At 70.0% G+C, this 16,215-nt stretch carries 20 protein-coding genes; 9 read left to right on the top strand and 11 right to left on the bottom strand.

The genetic code is table 11. The features are described 5' to 3' along the window. Window positions 1-261: 261 nt before the first annotated feature. Window positions 262-909, bottom strand: a complete 648-nt coding sequence (locus tag IEY82_RS04090; RefSeq protein WP_189122618.1) for a TetR/AcrR family transcriptional regulator — start codon at window positions 907-909, stop codon at window positions 262-264. A gap of 77 nt (window positions 910-986) precedes the next feature. Between IEY82_RS04090 and IEY82_RS04085 the strand changes: the two genes are divergently transcribed. Beyond that, window positions 987-2,417 (top strand): DHA2 family efflux MFS transporter permease subunit, encoded by a 1,431-nt coding sequence (locus IEY82_RS04085; protein ID WP_189122617.1) that lies wholly within the window; start codon window positions 987-989, stop codon window positions 2,415-2,417. 102 nt (window positions 2,418-2,519) lie between these two features. Beyond that, on the top strand, window positions 2,520-3,005 hold the full coding sequence (locus IEY82_RS04080; protein WP_225262314.1) for a DoxX family protein: 486 nt from the start codon (window positions 2,520-2,522) through the stop codon (window positions 3,003-3,005). 18 nt (window positions 3,006-3,023) lie between these two features. On the opposite strand, the gene IEY82_RS04075 is transcribed toward IEY82_RS04080, so the two are convergent. Further along, on the bottom strand, window positions 3,024-3,701 hold the full coding sequence (locus tag IEY82_RS04075; RefSeq protein ID WP_189122616.1) for a TioE family transcriptional regulator: 678 nt from the start codon (window positions 3,699-3,701) through the stop codon (window positions 3,024-3,026). 90 nt (window positions 3,702-3,791) lie between these two features. Here IEY82_RS04075 and IEY82_RS04070 point away from each other — a divergent pair, with 90 nt between their 5' ends. Next, a complete protein-coding gene (locus tag IEY82_RS04070) occupies window positions 3,792-4,949 on the top strand; it encodes an erythromycin esterase family protein (RefSeq protein WP_189122615.1) in 1,158 nt (385 codons plus the stop codon). 30 nt (window positions 4,950-4,979) lie between these two features. On the opposite strand, the gene IEY82_RS04065 is transcribed toward IEY82_RS04070, so the two are convergent. Together IEY82_RS04065 and IEY82_RS04060 are read right to left on the bottom strand one after the other, a co-directional pair. Next, window positions 4,980-5,465, bottom strand: a complete 486-nt coding sequence (locus IEY82_RS04065) for a protein-tyrosine phosphatase family protein (RefSeq protein ID WP_372459687.1) — start codon at window positions 5,463-5,465, stop codon at window positions 4,980-4,982. 374 nt (window positions 5,466-5,839) lie between these two features. Beyond that, window positions 5,840-6,298: an SRPBCC family protein gene (locus IEY82_RS04060; protein WP_189122614.1), complete on the bottom strand. Its 459-nt coding sequence runs from the start codon at window positions 6,296-6,298 to the stop codon at window positions 5,840-5,842. A gap of 142 nt (window positions 6,299-6,440) precedes the next feature. Between IEY82_RS04060 and IEY82_RS04055 the strand changes: the two genes are divergently transcribed. Beyond that, a complete protein-coding gene (locus tag IEY82_RS04055) occupies window positions 6,441-6,959 on the top strand; it encodes a DUF4158 domain-containing protein (protein ID WP_189123101.1) in 519 nt (172 codons plus the stop codon). A 223-nt stretch (window positions 6,960-7,182) separates the two neighbouring features. Here the strand turns inward: IEY82_RS04055 and IEY82_RS04050 are convergent, their stop codons facing one another. Both IEY82_RS04050 and IEY82_RS04045 read right to left on the bottom strand, forming a co-directional pair. After that, a complete protein-coding gene (locus tag IEY82_RS04050; RefSeq protein ID WP_189122613.1) occupies window positions 7,183-7,971 on the bottom strand; it encodes an SDR family NAD(P)-dependent oxidoreductase in 789 nt (262 codons plus the stop codon). A gap of 51 nt (window positions 7,972-8,022) precedes the next feature. Then, entirely contained in the window at window positions 8,023-8,688 is a 666-nt protein-coding gene (locus tag IEY82_RS04045) for an FMN-dependent NADH-azoreductase (RefSeq protein ID WP_189122612.1), read from the bottom strand. Between the two features lie 96 nt (window positions 8,689-8,784). Here IEY82_RS04045 and IEY82_RS04040 point away from each other — a divergent pair, with 96 nt between their 5' ends. Beyond that, entirely contained in the window at window positions 8,785-9,294 is a 510-nt protein-coding gene (locus IEY82_RS04040) for a MarR family winged helix-turn-helix transcriptional regulator (protein ID WP_189123100.1), read from the top strand. 363 nt (window positions 9,295-9,657) lie between these two features. Here IEY82_RS04040 and IEY82_RS38865 read toward each other — a convergent pair whose 3' ends face one another. After that, a complete protein-coding gene (locus IEY82_RS38865; RefSeq protein WP_225262316.1) occupies window positions 9,658-10,068 on the bottom strand; it encodes a GbsR/MarR family transcriptional regulator in 411 nt (136 codons plus the stop codon). Window positions 10,069-10,209: 141 nt separating this feature from the next. Between IEY82_RS38865 and IEY82_RS04030 the strand changes: the two genes are divergently transcribed. Together IEY82_RS04030 and IEY82_RS04025 are read left to right on the top strand one after the other, a co-directional pair. Further along, window positions 10,210-10,518: a hypothetical protein gene (locus IEY82_RS04030; RefSeq protein WP_189123151.1), complete on the top strand. Its 309-nt coding sequence runs from the start codon at window positions 10,210-10,212 to the stop codon at window positions 10,516-10,518. Then, window positions 10,497-11,450, top strand: a complete 954-nt coding sequence (locus IEY82_RS04025) for an ABC transporter ATP-binding protein (RefSeq protein ID WP_189122611.1) — start codon at window positions 10,497-10,499, stop codon at window positions 11,448-11,450. The genes IEY82_RS04030 and IEY82_RS04025 overlap by 22 nt, the downstream gene beginning before the upstream one ends. Here IEY82_RS04025 and IEY82_RS04020 read toward each other — a convergent pair. From IEY82_RS04020 to IEY82_RS04005, 4 genes are read right to left on the bottom strand one after another with little or no spacing between them, the layout of a single operon-like run. Next, window positions 11,437-11,835, bottom strand: coding sequence for a VOC family protein (locus IEY82_RS04020; protein WP_189122610.1), 399 nt, complete (start codon window positions 11,833-11,835; stop codon window positions 11,437-11,439). The two genes, IEY82_RS04025 and IEY82_RS04020, sit on opposite strands and share 14 nt — an antisense overlap. A gap of 7 nt (window positions 11,836-11,842) precedes the next feature. After that, window positions 11,843-12,472 carry an SRPBCC family protein gene (locus IEY82_RS04015; RefSeq protein WP_189122609.1) on the bottom strand — a complete coding sequence of 210 codons (630 nt, stop codon included), beginning with the start codon at window positions 12,470-12,472 and terminating at the stop codon, window positions 11,843-11,845. Beyond that, entirely contained in the window at window positions 12,469-12,828 is a 360-nt protein-coding gene (locus IEY82_RS04010) for an ArsR/SmtB family transcription factor (RefSeq protein WP_189122608.1), read from the bottom strand. Before IEY82_RS04010 ends, IEY82_RS04015 begins: the two co-directional genes overlap by 4 nt. Before the next feature lie 44 nt (window positions 12,829-12,872). Continuing rightward, a complete protein-coding gene (locus IEY82_RS04005; RefSeq protein ID WP_189122607.1) occupies window positions 12,873-14,489 on the bottom strand; it encodes an LLM class flavin-dependent oxidoreductase in 1,617 nt (538 codons plus the stop codon). Window positions 14,490-14,629: 140 nt separating this feature from the next. Between IEY82_RS04005 and IEY82_RS04000 the strand changes: the two genes are divergently transcribed. Both IEY82_RS04000 and IEY82_RS03995 read left to right on the top strand, forming a co-directional pair. Then, a complete protein-coding gene (locus IEY82_RS04000) occupies window positions 14,630-15,232 on the top strand; it encodes a MarR family winged helix-turn-helix transcriptional regulator (RefSeq protein WP_225262318.1) in 603 nt (200 codons plus the stop codon). A 121-nt stretch (window positions 15,233-15,353) separates the two neighbouring features. Next, window positions 15,354-16,130: a class I SAM-dependent DNA methyltransferase gene (locus IEY82_RS03995; RefSeq protein ID WP_189122606.1), complete on the top strand. Its 777-nt coding sequence runs from the start codon at window positions 15,354-15,356 to the stop codon at window positions 16,128-16,130. The last annotated feature ends 85 nt before the right edge of the window (window positions 16,131-16,215 follow it).

The following is a 16,215-nucleotide window of genomic DNA, read 5'->3' as shown; positions in this document are numbered from 1 at the left end:
GATGCGAGAAAACCGCATCCTATGCGAGTCGTCGGCGGAGTCCCAGGCCAGCCCCCTGCACGGGTCGCAGCAAGGCCCTCGTGACCGGTATCGTCGCGGCCAGAATCCTGCTCAAGTACGCAGGTCCACAGCGTGATTGCTCCCCTCTCCGGGCAGATTCTCCACCTGTCGCGAGTTCGCATCCGATGCAATTGGCGGCGCTTGGAGGATCGGACCGGATTCGGGCGCCGGCACCGACCGGCTCGCCCTTCGCTCAGGAGGCTACTCGGCGGGCTGCCGCGCGTTCGCGTTCTCAGCGCCGAAGGCACGGAGGAAGGTGTCGGCGGCGGCGCAGGCGATCTTCCGCAGTTCGGTGTCGCCGATCTGGCGGGTGCCCATGTGGGAGCGTGGCTCCAGCGGACCGACGAGCAGGGCCAGGAAGTGTTCGGCGGCCTGGTCGGGGTCGGTGGCGCGGAGACGGCCGGCGAGGATGAGTCGTGCCATCCGGTCGGCGAGTGCCTGGCTGAGACGGTGCGGACCGCTCTCGACGGCGAAGTCGAGGATGTCGGGGAAATGGGTGAGCTCCGCGTACAGCAGGCGCCGCAGTGCGCAGGAGCGGTCGTCGGCGTGCAGGCGCACCAGGTGGTGGCCGACCTCCTCCAGGGTGGCGCGGAGGTCGGTGCCGGGCTCGGTGAGCGGTTGCAGCGCGGCCAGCCGCTGGTCCAGCACGCTCTGGGCCGCGGCCTGGATCGCGTGCCGGAAGAGGGTCGCCTTGTCGGTGAGGTGGTTGTACACCGTGGGTTTGGCCACGCCGGCCTCATTGGCGATCTCCTGGACGCAGGCCTGGGCGTAGCCCTGACGGGCGAACACGGTGAAGGCGCCGTCCAGGATCGCCTGCCGTTTGTCGATGCGTCCGCGTGCGCTGACCATGCCTCGATTGTACTCATTGGTTCAGCATGATGAACGAATGAGTTGTGTTGGATTGATCAGGCAACTAGTTTGAACCCATGAGTTCAACCTCTTCGGATGGCCGTCTAGGCCGGCCACTGCTGGCGTTGATCGGCGTCGTCCTGCTCGGCGGCTTGCTGGGCATCCTCAACAGCACGATGGCCGCGGTCGCCACCAAGACGCTGGCGAGCGCCCTGGACGCCTCGCTCGCCACGATCGGCTGGGCCTCCACCGGCTTCCTGCTCGCCGTCACCGCCACCATCCCCTTCACCACGTGGGCGGTCGACCGCTACGGCGGACGGCGGCTGTGGCTCGCGGGCCTGGCGGTGTTCATCGCCGGGTCGCTGGCCGCCGGGCTCGCCTGGAACGCCGCCAGCCTGATCGCCTTCCGCACCCTGCAGGGCTTCGGCGCCGGGATGCTCGACCCGCTCGTGCTGATCCTGCTGGCCCGCGCGGCCGGACCGGCGCGCGCCGGGCGCGTCATGGGCCTGATGGGCGTGGTGCTGTCGCTCGGCCCGGTCCTGGGGCCGGTCGCGGGCGGCGCCGTGCTGGGCGGCCTGTCGTGGCGGTGGATGTTCCTGCTCAGCGTGCCCGTCGGCCTGATCGCCTACCTGCTGGCCGTACGCGTGCTGCCGGCAGACCCGCCAGCCGGACGCCACCCGGCGGTCCGGCTCGACGTCCTGGGACTGGCCCTGCTCGCGCCGGGGTTCGCCGCGCTCGTCCTGGCCCTGTCGCAGACGGCCGAGCACGGAGCGGTCACCGTCTGGCAGGCGCTGCTGCCGCTGGCCGCGGGCATCGTCCTGATCACCGGCTATGTCCTGCGCGCGTTCGGTGCCCGCCGCACGCCACCGCTGATCGAGGTCCGGATGTTCGCCAGCCGGGGGTTCACCGCCAGCGTCACCATCATGGGACTGGGCGGGCTGGCCAACTTCGCGACCCTTTTCGCGCTCCCGCTGTACCACCAGCAGGCACACGGCCATGGCGTGCTCGCCGCCGGGCTGCTGATGGCGCCGGCGGGCCTGGGCGGCGCCATTGCCATGCCGCTCGCGGGCCGGCTGTCCGACCGGATCGGCGCCCGGAAGCTGGCCGCCGTCGGCGCGCTTGTGGCCGGGCTCAGCGCCCTGGCCTTCACCCGGATCGACGCCGGCACCGCTCAGGCGTGGCCGGTACTGGCGGCGCTGGCCATCGGCCTGGGCATGGGCTGCTTCAGCGCGCCGACGATGGGCTCGCTCTACCGGAGCCTGCCCGGACCGCTGGTCGCGCAGGGTAGCTCGGTCCTCTACATGCTCAACCAGCTCGGCGCCGCGCTCGGCATCGCCCTGGTCACCCTCATCATGCAGACCGCCGCGAACGTGATCACCGGCTTCCACGGCGTCTTCTGGCTCGTCAGCGCGCTCATCGCGGCCGTGCTCGCCGCGACCTCGCTGCTGCCTGGCCGCGCCCACACCCCTGCCCATCCCGAACCCCTCACCCCAGCGAAGGCGTCCTGATGACCGGCCCGTGAAGACCATCGTGATCACGTTCCACGGCCGGCCGGCCGGGGTCGGATCGGTCAAGAATCGAGAAGCGTCGGCCGATCAACGCGCAATAACGTGACGAGCGCGCCGCATCAAGACAAGCAAGGCCTGTCCGAGCGCGAGCAGCAGAGTCAGCCGACAAGGAGCAGAAGCGATATGGCAAGCAGCCGACAGATCGTCTATTGGCTTTCCACCCTGGGCCTCGCGTCGGGGCTGATCGGTTCCGGGGCTCAACAATTGTTGAGAGCCGAAGGCGTGGGGGCGTTGGCGCCACCGTATGCCTGGGGCATCGTGGAGCTGGGCTATCCCGTCTATATTCTCACGATGCTGGGCACGTGGAAGCTCTTAGGAGCGGTGGCGATCGTTGTCCCCAAATATCCACTGCTCAAGGAATGGGCCTATGCGGGCATCTTCTTCCTCCTTACCGGAGGGATGTTCTCGCATATCGCCTCAGGTGACCCCTGGTATCAATTGCTTCCGGCGCTGTTTCTTCTCATTCTCACGATAGTGTCATGGCATTTCAGGCCGACAGGTAGAAAGCTGCTGACGCAAGAGACCTGAGCATGGTTCCGGGTGGTCTCAACCGGCGCGGAGATACGCGTCCAGGTCGGCCGCGCCCTTGAGCATGGCGCGGCCCCGGGCCGACAGGCGGGCCCGCCAGTCGCGCAGGGTCGATTCCAGCGGAGCGACGCCTCCGGCGGCACGGACCTGAGCGATCAGCGGGGCGATCTGCTCCAGCAGGTAGCCGCCCCGCCTGAGCTGGTGGGCCAGCCGGACGTCCCGTACGTCGGCCGCGCTGTAGACCCGGTAGCCCGTCAGCGGATCGCGGCGCGGCCGGACCAGCCCGGCCGTCTCCCATTTGCGCAGGGTGGCAGGGCGGATGCCGAGCCTCCTGGACAGCGGGCCGATGAACGTGTCGCCGCGCTCCTGCGGCACGGGCGCCAGATCCCGCAGCGCGTCCTCGACGGCCTGGAGGGTGCGGCGGTCGTCGAGGAGCTGGCCGTGGCTCTCGTCGATGAGCCGCAGCGCGTCCTCGACGGCGCCCCGGTTGACCGCCCGCATGATCGACGTGGCCGTCTGGTGGCCGTGCCCGGCCACGAGGGCGAGGAACGCGCGCAGGGCCCCCGCGTGCAGCGGCGTGTAGGTGCGGTAGCCGTGGACGGTGCGTTCGGCGGCGGGCAGGATGCCGGCGTCCTCGTAGTTTCTGATCGCCTGGGTGGACAGGCCGTGCTCGCGCGCCAGGTCCACTGGCCTCATGGATGCATCACCGATTGAAGGTTGACCGCGACAGAAGGGGGGATTTCCCGGAAAAGTTTACACTGAGTGTTCAACGATACCGTCTAAGGCATGGATATCAAGGACATGGCCCGGCCGCTCGACGGCGCGGGTGTCTCGGCGTTCCTGCGGTCGCTTCCCGCCAAGCCCCTGCTGCTCGGCCTGGGCGAGGCCAGGCATTTCGTGGGTGAGCTGGGCGAGCTGCGCAACGAGATCTTCCGGCATCTGGTCGAGCACGAGGGCTACCGGTCGTTCGCCATCGAGAGCGACTGCCTCAGGGGCCTGGTGGTGGACGACCACATCATGACGGGCGCGGGCACGCTCGACGACGTGATGGAACGCGGCTTCAGCCACAGCTTCGGCGCCTCACCGGCCAACCGCGAGCTCGTACGCTGGATGCGCGCGTACAACGCCGAGCATGACGAAAAGCTCCGGTTCTTCGGCTTCGACGGCCCGCTGGAGTACTGGGCCGAGAGCCCGCGCCAGGCGCTCACCTCCCTGCACGCCCTCCTCGACGACCCGCTCCCCTGCACCAGGGAAACGCTCGACACGCTGCTCGGCCCGGACGACCGATGGACGAACGAGGCCACGGTCATGGACCCGTCCCAGTCGATCGGCCGGTCCGCCGACGCCCAGCGGCTGCGGCTGATCGCCGACGACCTGGTGGCGCTGCTCGACACGCAGACGCCGCGCATGAACGCGACGGACAGGGAGCGGGCGGCACTGTACGGGCGCACCGCCACCGGCCTGCTCCGCTACCACGACGGGATGGCCGACCCGTCCCCGGCACGGATCGGCCGGCTGTCGGCCCTGCGAGACGCGATGATGGCGGCCAACCTGCGCGCGGCCGCCGAGCACGGCCCGGTCCTGGTCTTCGCCCACAACCTCCACCTGCAGCGGCCCAGAAGCCTCATGCGGTTCGGCGACCACGTGCTGGAGTGGTGGAGCGCCGGGGCGATCATCGGAGCGCACCTCGGCGACCGGTACGCCTTCCTGGCCTCCGCCTTCGGCACGATCGACGGCGACACCCCGCCCCCGGACACCGTCGAGGACATCCTGTCCACGCTCCCGTGGGACCACTCCCTCGTCGACGCCCGCCGCCTGGCCGGGACCGTCACCAAGCCCGCCCCGCGCGTCTCCCACCATTTCGCCTATTTCCCGCTGGACCCGGCCCAGCTCGACACCATCGACGGCATCGTCTTCCTCAAGGAGGCCGTCGCGCTGGACTGACCGGCCGCGTTCTCCCCCGGAGCGAAGAGGTTACGGAAAGCGCAGCACCCAGCGGCGCTGCCACGGGGTCTCGATGGCTCGATGGTGGTGGTGCTCGCGCGTCCAGGCGACGGCGTCGGCCGGGTCGAGACCGGCCAGGACGGCGAGGCAGGCGATGACCGTGCCGGTGCGGCCGATGCCGCCTCCGCAGGCGACCTCCACCGCGGCACCCGCCCGCGCCCGCTCGTGCAGCTCGCGGATCTGCCGGATGGCCAGGTCATGGTCCTGAGGCAGGAGGAAGTCGGGCCACTGGATCCACGCGTGCGGCCACCGTAGCCCGCTCTCGTGGCGGCGGCGAAGCCGGCCGGAGCCGAGGTAGAGGCCGAAGTCGGGCATCGGCCCCTCCGGCGGCGGCCGACGCAGGCCGCGGCCGCGGATCCAGGAGCCGTCGGGGAGCTTGAGGGCGCCTACCAGCGGGGGCTCGCTCGCCGGCCCGCGCATCGGGCCGGGTGCTGCGCCGTCCAGGGGATCTTTCATCGGGGGTTCTCCTTGTCTTCGCAGGGCGTGACGCGAGCGGGTGACGGCGCCGGTAAGAGCCGCGACGTGGGCGGCCAGCGCGGCGGCGAGAGCGGGAGGGCTCCTGACGGTGAACGGCCAGGGCAAGCCGGTGAGCATCCGCGCCATCGCCGGCAGATTTTCCGCTCCGCAGACTAGCGACACCCCGCCTTCCGCGCACGGCCGCAACTCGCCGAAGGGCGGCCGGCACCCGCGTGCACGGGGGATCCCGGTGAGCCGCCCCGCCCGCCAGGCCACGACCTGGTGACCGTCGACTCCGGGCACTGGTCGATGATCACCGCCCCGGTGGAGCCGGCCCGGCTGATCGACGAGGGTGCCGCGACGCGATGCGGAAGTCAGGACGTCCCCGCTTCGGTGAACGCCTTGAGGTGCTCGTTGCGCACGCTGATGAGCCGCGCCAGATAGCGTCTCAGGACGACGGCGTCGGCCACGGCCCCCAGCACCCCCAAGGGGGAGGCGAACTCGACCACGTCCCGCATGAGAGTGCCGTCGCCGTCGGCCGCGAACCGGTGCTCGTGGCGAAAACGCCGGAAGGGCCCCGCCGTCTGCTCGTCGACGAAGAAGGACGGCGCCTCGCAGGCGCTGATCAGCGAGGTCAGGCGCCACCGGAGGCCGAAGTGGCGGGCCTCCCACGTGACCTGGTCGCCGAGGGTGAGCAGGCCGGAGGTGACCCCCGACACAGCCCGCTCCCCCGACCTGCCGAACGAGGCCGTGTGCACATCCACCGACAGGGACGCTTCGAACACCCGCTCCGGGGAGGCGGCAACGTGGGTGAGCATCTCGAACCGGGGCATGGGGCCAACCCTATGAGGGGTTCTGGTAAGAAACGTGTCATGAGCCCCAAACGGCGTTGATCTTGTTGTGACTTGCCTGGTCATGGCTGGGCGAACATGACGCCCCCCGATGCACATCGACGAGTTGGTCGAGCACTGAACGATCCTGGACGAAGAACGCGACCTCATCGGTGGCAAGCGCGGCGCCACGCGCCTTGCCTTCGCGACCTTGCTGAAGTTCTACACCCAGTACGGCCGTTTCCCGCGCGGACGGGCGGAGTTTCCTGACGAGGTGGTCGACTACGTCGCGAAGCAGACCAAGACGTCGGCCAGCAGCCTGGGCCTGTACGACTGGTCAGGCCGGACGATCGAGCGTCATCGCGGCGAGATCCGCGACCATCTCGGCTTCCGGGATTGCTCGGTCGCCGACGCCAACCGGCGCGACGAGGTGGAGATGACCGCCCTGTGTCTGAGAATCTTGCAAGCCTCGCTCGTCATGGTGAACGTCCTGATGCTTCAAGACGTTCTCGCCGACCCCGAGTGGTCCGCCCTGCTCACCCCGGTCGACCGGCGCGGCCTGACCCTGCTGTTCTGGCTGCACGTCCGCCCCTACGGCGAGGTACGCCTCGATCTGAGCGCCCGGTTGAGCATCGGCACTCTCGGCTCGTTCAGCGGCGCCTGAGTGGCCCTCAGTAGAGGATCAACCAGCGCCTGAATCCAGGCACAGCGTGGCGGTTCAAGGCTTCAGTTCTCTCGGCGCGTGACCGTCGTTGGTAGCGGATGCGACCGCTGGTCCCGCGAGGGTTCGGGATGTACCCGGACAGCCGCCGGTCCGTGGTGAGTTGGTACGCCTCCCCACCCGCCAGGGGTGGGGAGCGCATTGATGTGGTTGCGGGGTGGGTCCGCTATCCGCCGATGTGCGGTGTTCGGGCGGCGGCGGAGCCGTCCCGGATCACCTCGCCGGTGAGGTTGCCATTGGCTCCCGAGCCCAGAAAGACGATGAGATTGGCCACGTCGTCGGAGTTGGAGAGCCTGTGGGTGGGGGTGGCGGCGGCGAGGGCGTCGGTGACGAACGCCGGGATGTCAGGGCGGCTGTCGGTGAGGGTGAAGCCGGGCGCCACGACGTTGACCAGGATCCCGTCCCGGCCGCCGTTCCAAGCCAGGCTGCGGGCGAGGCCGTACAGGCCCGATTTGGCGGTGCCGTAAGGGCCCGGCCCGGGCAGGCCCTCTTCTGCGACGCTCGAGGAGATCAGCACGACCCGGCCCCAGCCCTTGGCGCGCATGCCGGGCAGGACGGCGCGGACCGTGGCCGCTGTTCCGATCAAGTTGGCGCCGATCATGGCGTCCCATTCCTGCAGTGGCACGTCCTCGAACCGAAGGCTGGGGTCGGGCGGGCCGTCGCCGCCCCAGCGTACGGCGTTGGCGACGAGGACGTCGATCCCGCCCCAGCGCTCGATGACGGTCGCGACGGCGCGGTCGATGGTGGGCGGGTCCTCGAGGTCGAGCCGGACGATGTGCGCCTGCCCGCCGGCGGCCTCGACGTCGGCCGCCACTTTCTCGGCGCTGTCGGGGTGGCTGCGGTAGGTGATCGCCACGCGGGCGCCTTCGCGTCCGTAGGCGCGGGCGGTCGCGGCGCCGATGCCGGTCGACGCGCCGGTGATGAGGACCACGCGGCCGCTGAGATCGGTGTTCATAGTGTGGGTGTCCTTCTGTCTTCGCTTCGCTAACGGGCTTGGGAATGATGGTCAGGACGGCGTCTCGGCACGCACCCGGGTCGCCAGGCTGCGCACCGCGTCGAGCGCCGCGGCGTGGGAGGCCTCGTGCTGGTCGCGGAACTGCGCGAGGAAGGGCATGACCGTGGCGTGGGTGAGTTCGGCATGGACGAACTCCACGTCGTCCAATCCGAGCACGGAGAAGTAGGCGCGCAGATAGGGCTCCTGGAAGTCGAACTGCTCGCGGGGCGTGCCGGGCCCGTAGCCCCCGCCGCGCGCGCTCAGCACCACGGCCGACTTTCCCTTGAGCGGCAGCCAGGGCAGGGTCACGCGGTCGATCCATGTCTTGAGCGCGGCGGGCACCGTGAAGTTGTACATCGGCACGCCCAGGAGCAGGACGTCGGCCGCGAGGAGCTGCTCCACCAACGGGCGGGTGGTCGCCCAGCTCCTGGTCAGCTCGGGAGCGCCGGCGGCCAGCTGGTCCATGGTCTCGATGTCGCGGACCCCGTTCACCGATGACTGGGTGGCGAGGCGGACCCGGTCCTCGTCGATGGGCGGCACCGGATCCGCCACCAGGTCCCGGTAGGTATAGACGCCGTCCGGGTGGGCGACCCGCCAGTCGGCCACGAAGGTCTCGCCGAGCTTGCGGGAGAACGACTCGCTGCGTCCGCTGGCGTCCAGATGCAGAAGATACGTCACAAGATTACCTCACATTCAAGATGATTTAGAATCACAATCAATATAAACCAAGATGGTTTCAAGTCAAGAACATCTTGGCTTGGTATCGTGACGTCCATGGCGCACGCCCCCACATCCGAAGGCCCGCACGGGAGCGGACTGCACCAGGACCTGCACTGGCTGTTCGCGCGACTGAAGCAAGGCCTGGCCACCGCTGAGACCGCCGCGGTGCGCGAGCACGGCATGACCTTGTGGGGTTACACGGTGCTGGTGGCCGTCGTTGAAGCCCCCGCCCGCACCCAGCTCGCTCTCGCCCATGCCGTATCGGTCGACAAGAGCAAGCTGGTCCTCATCCTCGACGAACTGGAAGACGCCGGCCTGGTGCGCCGCCGCCCCGACCCCGCCGACCGCAGGGCCCGCATCATCGAGGCCACCCCCGAGGGCGACCGCGCCCTCAAGGCCGCCCGCGCCGACATCGAGGCGATCGAGAACCAGCTCTTGGCCGACCTCGCCCCCTCAGCGCGGGCCGCGCTGCAGAGCGCGCTGCAACATCTAGTCGGCGAGCCCATCGCGAAAGTCGAGGACGGACGGTCGCCCGAAACCGCCTGCGCGCCCGACCTGGCCTGACCGCTCCTGAGGTCACGGCACTTTGTTGACCATGTTGAGAATCGTTCGTTTTTCGACACCTGGTGCCCCACGCTGGTCCCACCATGGCGAGCAGGGGCGGTTGCCGTTAAGACATGTTGTTGATCCATTCCAGAAGGCAGATCCGTGAGGCCGTTGAGCAGTAGCGGCGGCGACGTCCCGTCGCAGGCTGGCTGACGGTCAGCCCGCATTCGGGAGCCTCGCACGGAGTTTCGTTACATGCTGCCGCTGACGTGGCGCTGAGTGCGGGAGTTTCGTTACGCGGGTCGAACAGGGCCTCGTGGGCGTTGAGGAGGCGATTGGACCACAGCACTTGAAATCTGGGGCACAATCCCTGCGGTCTGATCACGGCGGCAGGTCGCGCCAGCGTTCGGCCGACGCCAGGGCGTCCAGGCTGATCCGCTCCAGGAACGCACCGCCCCTGGCCAGGCGGCGTCCCACTGGCGTGTCGAGCCCGAGCGTCTCCCCCGCCGCCTTCGCGATCTCCGCCGCCGCGAGCGTCTGCCGCGAGCTGATCACCGTCGAGTGGTACCAGGCGTCATCGTCGACCACGTAGACGTCGTGCCGCCGCTGCGGATCACGTTCGCGCCTGATCAGCCCCTGCTGGGTCAGGTAGCCCACCGCCATGGAGATCGAGGCGGGACTGACTTTCAGCCCGCGCGACAGCTCGGCCGCAGTGAGCCTGCCGTCCTCGCTCAGCCACAGGCCGATGAGCACGCGCGCCACCATTTTCGGCAGGCCCATTCCGATCGCCATCTCGACGGCTCCCTCTTCCACCTCGAAGACCTTGCGGTCCTGGGGTTCGGCCGAACGTGCCGGGGTGCCGCGCCGCGCCCGCCGCGCTGTCGCCTGCTGCGCCCGCTCGGGGCGGTAGTCGCTGGGGCCGCCGTTGCGGCCGTGGCTGCGCCCGAGGGCACCCCCGGCGTCTGGATGATCACCAAATACGACCCGGTCCGCCAGATCCTCGCCGACCTGCGCTTCAGCTCCCACTACCACCCCCTGGCGGGCGGGCACCTGCCGCCCGCCCCCGTCGGCGACCTGACCGGCATGGACGCACCCCGGCACACCCGCTTCCCGACGCTGCGGCTCGCCGTACCGGCTGAAGAGCTGTCGCTGCGCGCCGACCTCTCGCAGGTATACGGCGTGCACAGCCTGCCCGTCACCTGGGATCGGGGGTGGACGCGATGCGAACCTTCGTCTCGGTGACGGGGCTGCGTAAGTCCTACGGCGCCCACCGTGTCCTGGACGGCATCGACCTCACCATCCCGCAGGGCACCGTCTTCTCCCTGCTCGGCCCCAACGGCGCGGGCAAGACCACCGCAGTGCAGATCCTGTCCACCCTGATCAAGGCCGACGCGGGCGAGATCTGGGTCGCCGGATACGACCTGGCCAAGGAACCCGACAAGGTGCGTGCCGCGATCGGCGTCACCGGCCAGTTCTCCGCGGTCGACAGCTTCCTCACCGGCGAGGAGAACCTGCGACTCATGGCCGACCTGCTCCACCTCGGCCGCGCCAAGGGCCGCAGGCGCGTCCGCGAACTGCTGGAACGCTTCGACCTCACCGACGCCGCGCGTCAGCCCGCGGTCACCTACTCGGGCGGCATGCGCCGCCGGCTCGACCTCGCCATGACCATGGTCGGCACGCCCAAGCTCATCTTCCTCGACGAACCGACCACGGGCCTGGACCCGCGCAGCCGCCGCACCATGTGGCAGATCGTCCGGGACCTCGTCCAGCAGGACGGCGTGACCATCTTCCTGACCACCCAATACCTGGAGGAGGCCGACGAACTCGCCGACCGCATCGCGCTGCCCAGCCAGGGCTGGCTGGTGGCCGAGGGCACTCCTGAGGAGTTCAAGCGCATGGTCCCCGGCAGCCACATCGTCGTGCGCTTCGCCGACCCCGACGGGTACCGCAGAGCGGCCGGCCACGTCGGCGCCACCTCCACCCCGTGGGCGTCCAGGGCCGCTGGCCCCGGCGACGCGACCGCGTGCGCGGGCCGAGGCCAGTCCTTCGAGGGTGCCCTCGACGATGAGTTCGCGGAGGAACTCGTCGAAGGCGCCGAAGTGGAACTGCAGGCATCCACCCGGCGTGGAGGTAGCCGATCCTGCTCATCTGGATGGGCGGTCAGGCCAGGTTGAGCTGCCAGGAGACCCCGAAGCGGTCGTTGACCCAGCCGAACTTGGTGCTGAAGCCGTAGGAGCCGAGCGGCATCAGCGCCCCGCCCTTGTCGAGCAGCGCCGCGTAGAGGCGCTCGATCTCGTCGGCGGACTCGCAGTTCACGTAGAGCGAGATCGACGGGGTGAAGCCGAAGTCGTGCTTCACGTGGCTGTCGATGGCCATGTAGGGCTGGCCGGCGAGGGTGAACAGGGCGTGCTGCACCGTGCCCTCCTTGCCCGGCCCGTCGGCGTCGTAGCGGCTGATCGACAGGATCTCGGAGTCGTCGAACAGCGACATGTAGTACGTCATTGCTTCTTCGGCATCATTGCCCTGGAACATGAGAAACGTGGTGATCTTCTGTGACATATCGGTGTTACTCCTGTTCGGGAGTTTCGGGGACGTAGAACGTGAGGGTGCGCGCGACCGCGCCGGCCACCTGCTCGGGCGGGGCGCCGGCCGCCTGGAAGGCCTCGCCCCACGCCTCGCCGCTCGCCGTCATGAACCGGCGGGCCTCGTCGGTGCGCTGCCAGGCGTCCGGATCGGAGATGGAGCCTCCGGCCAGGTGCAGGCCCAGGCCGAGCACCGCGAGGTCCCAGCCGACGCCGACCGCGCCGGGACCGTAGTGCGACCACATCTCCGGCGGCACCTGCGCGGTGTGGCGCAGCTCGAAGAGCGTGGCGTCGCCGCCCTCGGCCGTCAGCCGCACCTCGACCTCCGACAGTCCGGGGGCCTCGCCCATGACCCAGGACACCTTCAGCAGGTGGGGCGGCTCGCACCGCAGGATCTCGCCGCCGGCGTTGCCCTTGAGCTGGTAGTGGCCGCCGAGCCGGAGATCGCCGGTGACGGGCAGGAACCAGCGGCCGATCCGCTCGGCGTCGGTGCAGGCGTCCCACACGTCCTCCACCGCGGCGTCGTAGCGGCGGCTCACCACGATGGTCTTGACCTCGGCGCCGTCACTCACCTCGCGGCGGGCCCGGTTGAGCTCGTTGATGATGTCGATCATGAATTCTCGTTTCTCGAGTGGGCGTCCTTGGCCCGGCGCTCCCGCTTGCCCCGCGCCAGCTCGGTGGCCAGCGCGTCCAGGCGCTGCTCCCAGAAGCCGCGGAACCGTTCCAGCCAGAGGTCCACCTCCTGCAGCGGGCCGGGCTCCACGGCGTACAGCCTCCGGGTGCCCTCGGCGCGCACCGTGGCGAACCCGTTGTCACGCAGCACCCGCAGATGCTGGGAGACGGCCGGCTGGGAGATGCCGAACTCGCGCCGGATGACGGCGGTGACCTCGCCTGAGCTGAGCTCGCCGTCGGCGAGGAGCTCCAGGATCCGGCGCCGGATCGGGTCGCCGAGGACGTCGAATGCGTGCACGTCCCGAGTGTTTCAGGTCCTGCTTATATAAGTCAAACCTGGTATTAGCCGAGGCGGGCGAGCGGCTCGACGAGCTCCCTCTCCTCGTACGACAGGTGCGACAGCAGCGTGTCGGTGAGCAGGTCGACGGCGTCACGCAGCGCCTGGGTCCCGCCGGGTTCGCCGACGAGCGCGACGAGGGCCCGGTCGACGCCGTCGAGGACGTCGTGGATGGCGCGATGCTCGGCTTCCAGGCGGTCGACGACCGGCGCCAGCGCCGGGTCCGCGCGGCGCAGGCGCGGGAACAGACTCTGGTCCTCGATCGTGTGATGCGTGGTGACGACCCGGCAGTAGGACTCGCAGTAGGCGCCGAGCGTCCAGTTGTTCTGGCGCATGGTCATCGTGTTGATGTGCGAGCGGGCGGCGCCGACGTCCATCGTGCCGGCGGTCACCTTCTCGACGAGCCGGCGGATCTCCCGCAGCTCCTGGCGCAGGTGGTCGTGCACGTCGACGAGGTGCTGCCCGGCCGCCTGCTCGTGCGGCGTGTAGCGGCGCTCCGGATCGGGGGCCGGCCCGGTCGGGCGGGCGCTCTCGTCCCACACCCGGACGTCGCTGAGCCGGACGCCGTCGTCCGGCGTCGGCGTGACCCGCAGCGCCCCGGTCCTGACGACCGCCGTCACCGGCCGCGGCGCCCGCTCACCGGTGCTCTCGCCGATGATGTCGTCGGTGATGCGCCCGGTGGCCGCCTGCCCGCCCGGCGCCTGCTCGGCCGGGGACCTCTCGTCCCGGGACTGGCGCGCCCGTTCGTGCTCGACGAGTTCCCGTACGGCGGGCGCGACCTCGGCGGCGTAGCGGCGGATCACGTCGGGGTCGTCGCCGGCCAGGATGAAGACGCTGATCCCCTGTTCGAGGGCGAGCTCGGCGAGCTGCTCGGCCCAGGTGCCCGCCGGCCCGTTGAGGAACCCGGTGCCCCGCCCGGCGAAGGTGCCCTGGATGTTGTACAGGCGGCGGACGTCACCGGGCCGGCGCCCGGCGGCGACGGCGGCCTCGTCGATGATCTGGTGCAGTGCGGGCAGCGTGTCGGGGGCGGCGTAGGCGCTGCTGGGCAGCCAGCCGTCGGCGACCCGCCCGGTCAGCGCCAGCATCCGCTTCTTGTAGGCGCCCAGCCAGATGGCGACGTCGTGGGCGGGCGCGGGACCGGGATGCGCGCCCACGACCCGGTGGTGCTCGCCGTCGACGCGCACCGGGCTGCTCGTGGTGTCCCACATCGCGCGGATCACCCGGATGCCCTCCTCCAGCGCGTCGACGCCGCGTGGGGCATCGAGGCGCGGGCCGCCGACGGCGGCGATCGCGTCCCAGAAGGCGCCCGCTCCGAGCCCGAGCTCGACGCGGCCGCCGCTGAGGAGGTCGAGGCTGGCGACGCTGCGGGCGAGCACCGCGGGTGGGCGCAACGGCAGGTTGGCCACGTTGGGCGAGACCAGCACCGTCGAGGTACGGGCCGCGATCACCGAGAGCAGCGTCCAGGTGTCGAGGAAGCGTGACTGGTAGGGGTGGTCCTGGGCCGTCACCAGGTCCAGGCCGACCTGCTCGGTCAGCTGGCCCAGCTCTACCACCCGCTCGGCCTGCTGGGCCGCCGGGGTGAGGAATGTGCCGAACATCAGATCGTGGCCGTGGTCCGCCATCGCTGTCGTGTCCCTTCGTGTGGGGTGTCACCGGAGTGAGGGGCGATCGCGGCCTCCGGAGGTGGGCCAAATGATATGTGAAACAGACGAATGGTCAAACAGATGATCTGTTCAACTGTCTGTCCGGGTAGGCTAGAGCCGTGCCCGAGACCACGCCCGCGAAGCCCGACACCGTGCCCGACACCGTGCCCGACGCCGTGCCCGACGCCGTGCCCGACACGGTGTCCGACACCGTGCCCGACGCGCTGGACCGCGACCTCGGCTGGAGTCTCGGAGTCGTCTTCCGCGCCTACGTCCGCATCGCCGACGCCCTGGTCGCCGAGCTGCCCGGCGGCGCTCGGGGCTACCAGGTGCTGGCCGCCGCCGCCCAGGAGCTGCCCGGCGGGCAGGGCGCGCTGGCGCAGCGGCTCGGCATCGACAAGACGGTCATGACCTACCTGATCGACGACCTGGAGCAGGCCGGGCTGGTCGAGCGCCGCCCCGACCCCGCCGACCGGCGCAACAAGCGCGTCCTGGCCACCGCCGACGGCAGGGCCACCTGGACGAGCCTGTGCTCCCGGCTCGAACACGCCGAAGAGCACGTGCTCGCGCCGCTGGCGGCGGACGAGCGCGACCTGTTCCGTGAGCTGCTGCGGAAGCTGGCAGTCCGGGCCCACACGCTCGACCCCGTCACGAGCGCCTGCGAGCTCGTCGCCGAGCTCGATCCCGCCCCGGCACGCCCCCGCCACTCCGCGCGCCACTGACCCGTCCCGGGCTCCGTCAAGATTCTTTTACCGGACGCTCACGGAAAGCGATTGAGCGCCCACGGCCCTGTGTCTACGGTCGAGGGAACGTCGCCGCCTCCACAAGTCTGGTGATCCCGCCATGCCTCGAACCCGCTCCAGCCTCGTCCACCAGGCCGGTTACGCGCTGCGTCATCCGCACAAGATCGTGCCGCACCTGCGGCGGCTGACCCGTGACACGTGGCTGCGGCTGCGCACCCGCGACCACGTCGCCTACTACCGGGCCGTCATGAAGTCCGACGCCGCCCGGAGCCCCGAGGGCGCGGTGGGCTCCCACTCCCACAAACGCTGGCTGGCGCTCGGGCGGATGCAGTTCGACTACCTGAGGGAGCATGGGCTCAAGCCGGAGTTCCGGATGCTCGAGATCGGCTGCGGCAACCTGCGGGCCGGCCGGCTGTTCATCGACTATCTCGACCACGGCAACTACTACGGCATCGACATCTCGCCCGACATCCTGATCGCCGCCCAGGACACCATCGTCGAGCACGGCCTGCACGACAAACTGCCGCACCTGACCCCGGTGCGCGACCTGCGCTTCGCGTTCCTGCCCGACGCCCACTTCGACGTCGTGCACGCCCACAGCGTCTTCTCGCACTCGCCGCCGGAGGTCATCGAGGAGTGCTTCGCCCACGTCGGGCGGGTGATGCGGGCGGGCGGCTGGTTCGACTTCACCTTCGACCGCACCGTGGGCAAGGAACACCAGGTGCTGCGCGAGGACTTCTACTACCGCACCGAGACCCTCGTGGCCATGGCCGACCGCCACGGCCTCGACGCCGTCTTCATGGACGACTGGGAGCGGCTGCCCCACAAGCAGTCGAAGATCCGCGTCACCAGAAGAATGTCAGCTTCTCAGCCCTGAAGGGACTGAGCTTGCAGCTCCTGGCCGTCGGTGGTTTCGACGGTTTGGTCCGCGTCAGGCAGCGTGACTCACTGCCCAGCCCGTC

It is taken from the genome of Nonomuraea cavernae, assembly GCF_014646355.1.
Taxonomy (GTDB): Bacteria; Actinomycetota; Actinomycetes; order Streptosporangiales; family Streptosporangiaceae; genus Nonomuraea; species Nonomuraea cavernae.
The sequence above is the reverse complement of the archived record's forward strand: the minus strand, read 5'-3'. Positions and strand labels throughout refer to the sequence as shown.

Bases quoted from the DNA above. Each gene is read 5' to 3' on its own strand.
- IEY82_RS04085 (WP_189122617.1), top strand. From the start codon at position 987: ATGAGTTCAACCTCTTCGGATGGCCGTCTAGGCCGGCCACTGCTGGCG.
- IEY82_RS04005 (WP_189122607.1), bottom strand. From the start codon at position 14,489: ATGGCGGACCACGGCCACGATCTGATGTTCGGCACATTCCTCACCCCG.
- IEY82_RS03995 (WP_189122606.1), top strand. From the start codon at position 15,354: ATGCCTCGAACCCGCTCCAGCCTCGTCCACCAGGCCGGTTACGCGCTG.
- IEY82_RS04070 (WP_189122615.1), top strand. From the start codon at position 3,792: ATGGATATCAAGGACATGGCCCGGCCGCTCGACGGCGCGGGTGTCTCG.
- IEY82_RS04050 (WP_189122613.1), bottom strand. From the start codon at position 7,971: ATGAACACCGATCTCAGCGGCCGCGTGGTCCTCATCACCGGCGCGTCG.
- IEY82_RS04025 (WP_189122611.1), top strand. From the start codon at position 10,497: ATGCGAACCTTCGTCTCGGTGACGGGGCTGCGTAAGTCCTACGGCGCC.
- IEY82_RS04015 (WP_189122609.1), bottom strand. From the start codon at position 12,472: ATGATCGACATCATCAACGAGCTCAACCGGGCCCGCCGCGAGGTGAGT.
- IEY82_RS04090 (WP_189122618.1), bottom strand. From the start codon at position 909: ATGGTCAGCGCACGCGGACGCATCGACAAACGGCAGGCGATCCTGGAC.
- IEY82_RS04060 (WP_189122614.1), bottom strand. From the start codon at position 6,298: ATGCCCCGGTTCGAGATGCTCACCCACGTTGCCGCCTCCCCGGAGCGG.
- IEY82_RS04075 (WP_189122616.1), bottom strand. From the start codon at position 3,701: ATGAGGCCAGTGGACCTGGCGCGCGAGCACGGCCTGTCCACCCAGGCG.
- IEY82_RS38865 (WP_225262316.1), bottom strand. From the start codon at position 10,068: ATGGCGATCGGAATGGGCCTGCCGAAAATGGTGGCGCGCGTGCTCATC.
- IEY82_RS04040 (WP_189123100.1), top strand. From the start codon at position 8,785: ATGGCGCACGCCCCCACATCCGAAGGCCCGCACGGGAGCGGACTGCAC.
- IEY82_RS04065 (WP_372459687.1), bottom strand. From the start codon at position 5,465: ATGAAAGATCCCCTGGACGGCGCAGCACCCGGCCCGATGCGCGGGCCG.
- IEY82_RS04020 (WP_189122610.1), bottom strand. From the start codon at position 11,835: ATGTCACAGAAGATCACCACGTTTCTCATGTTCCAGGGCAATGATGCC.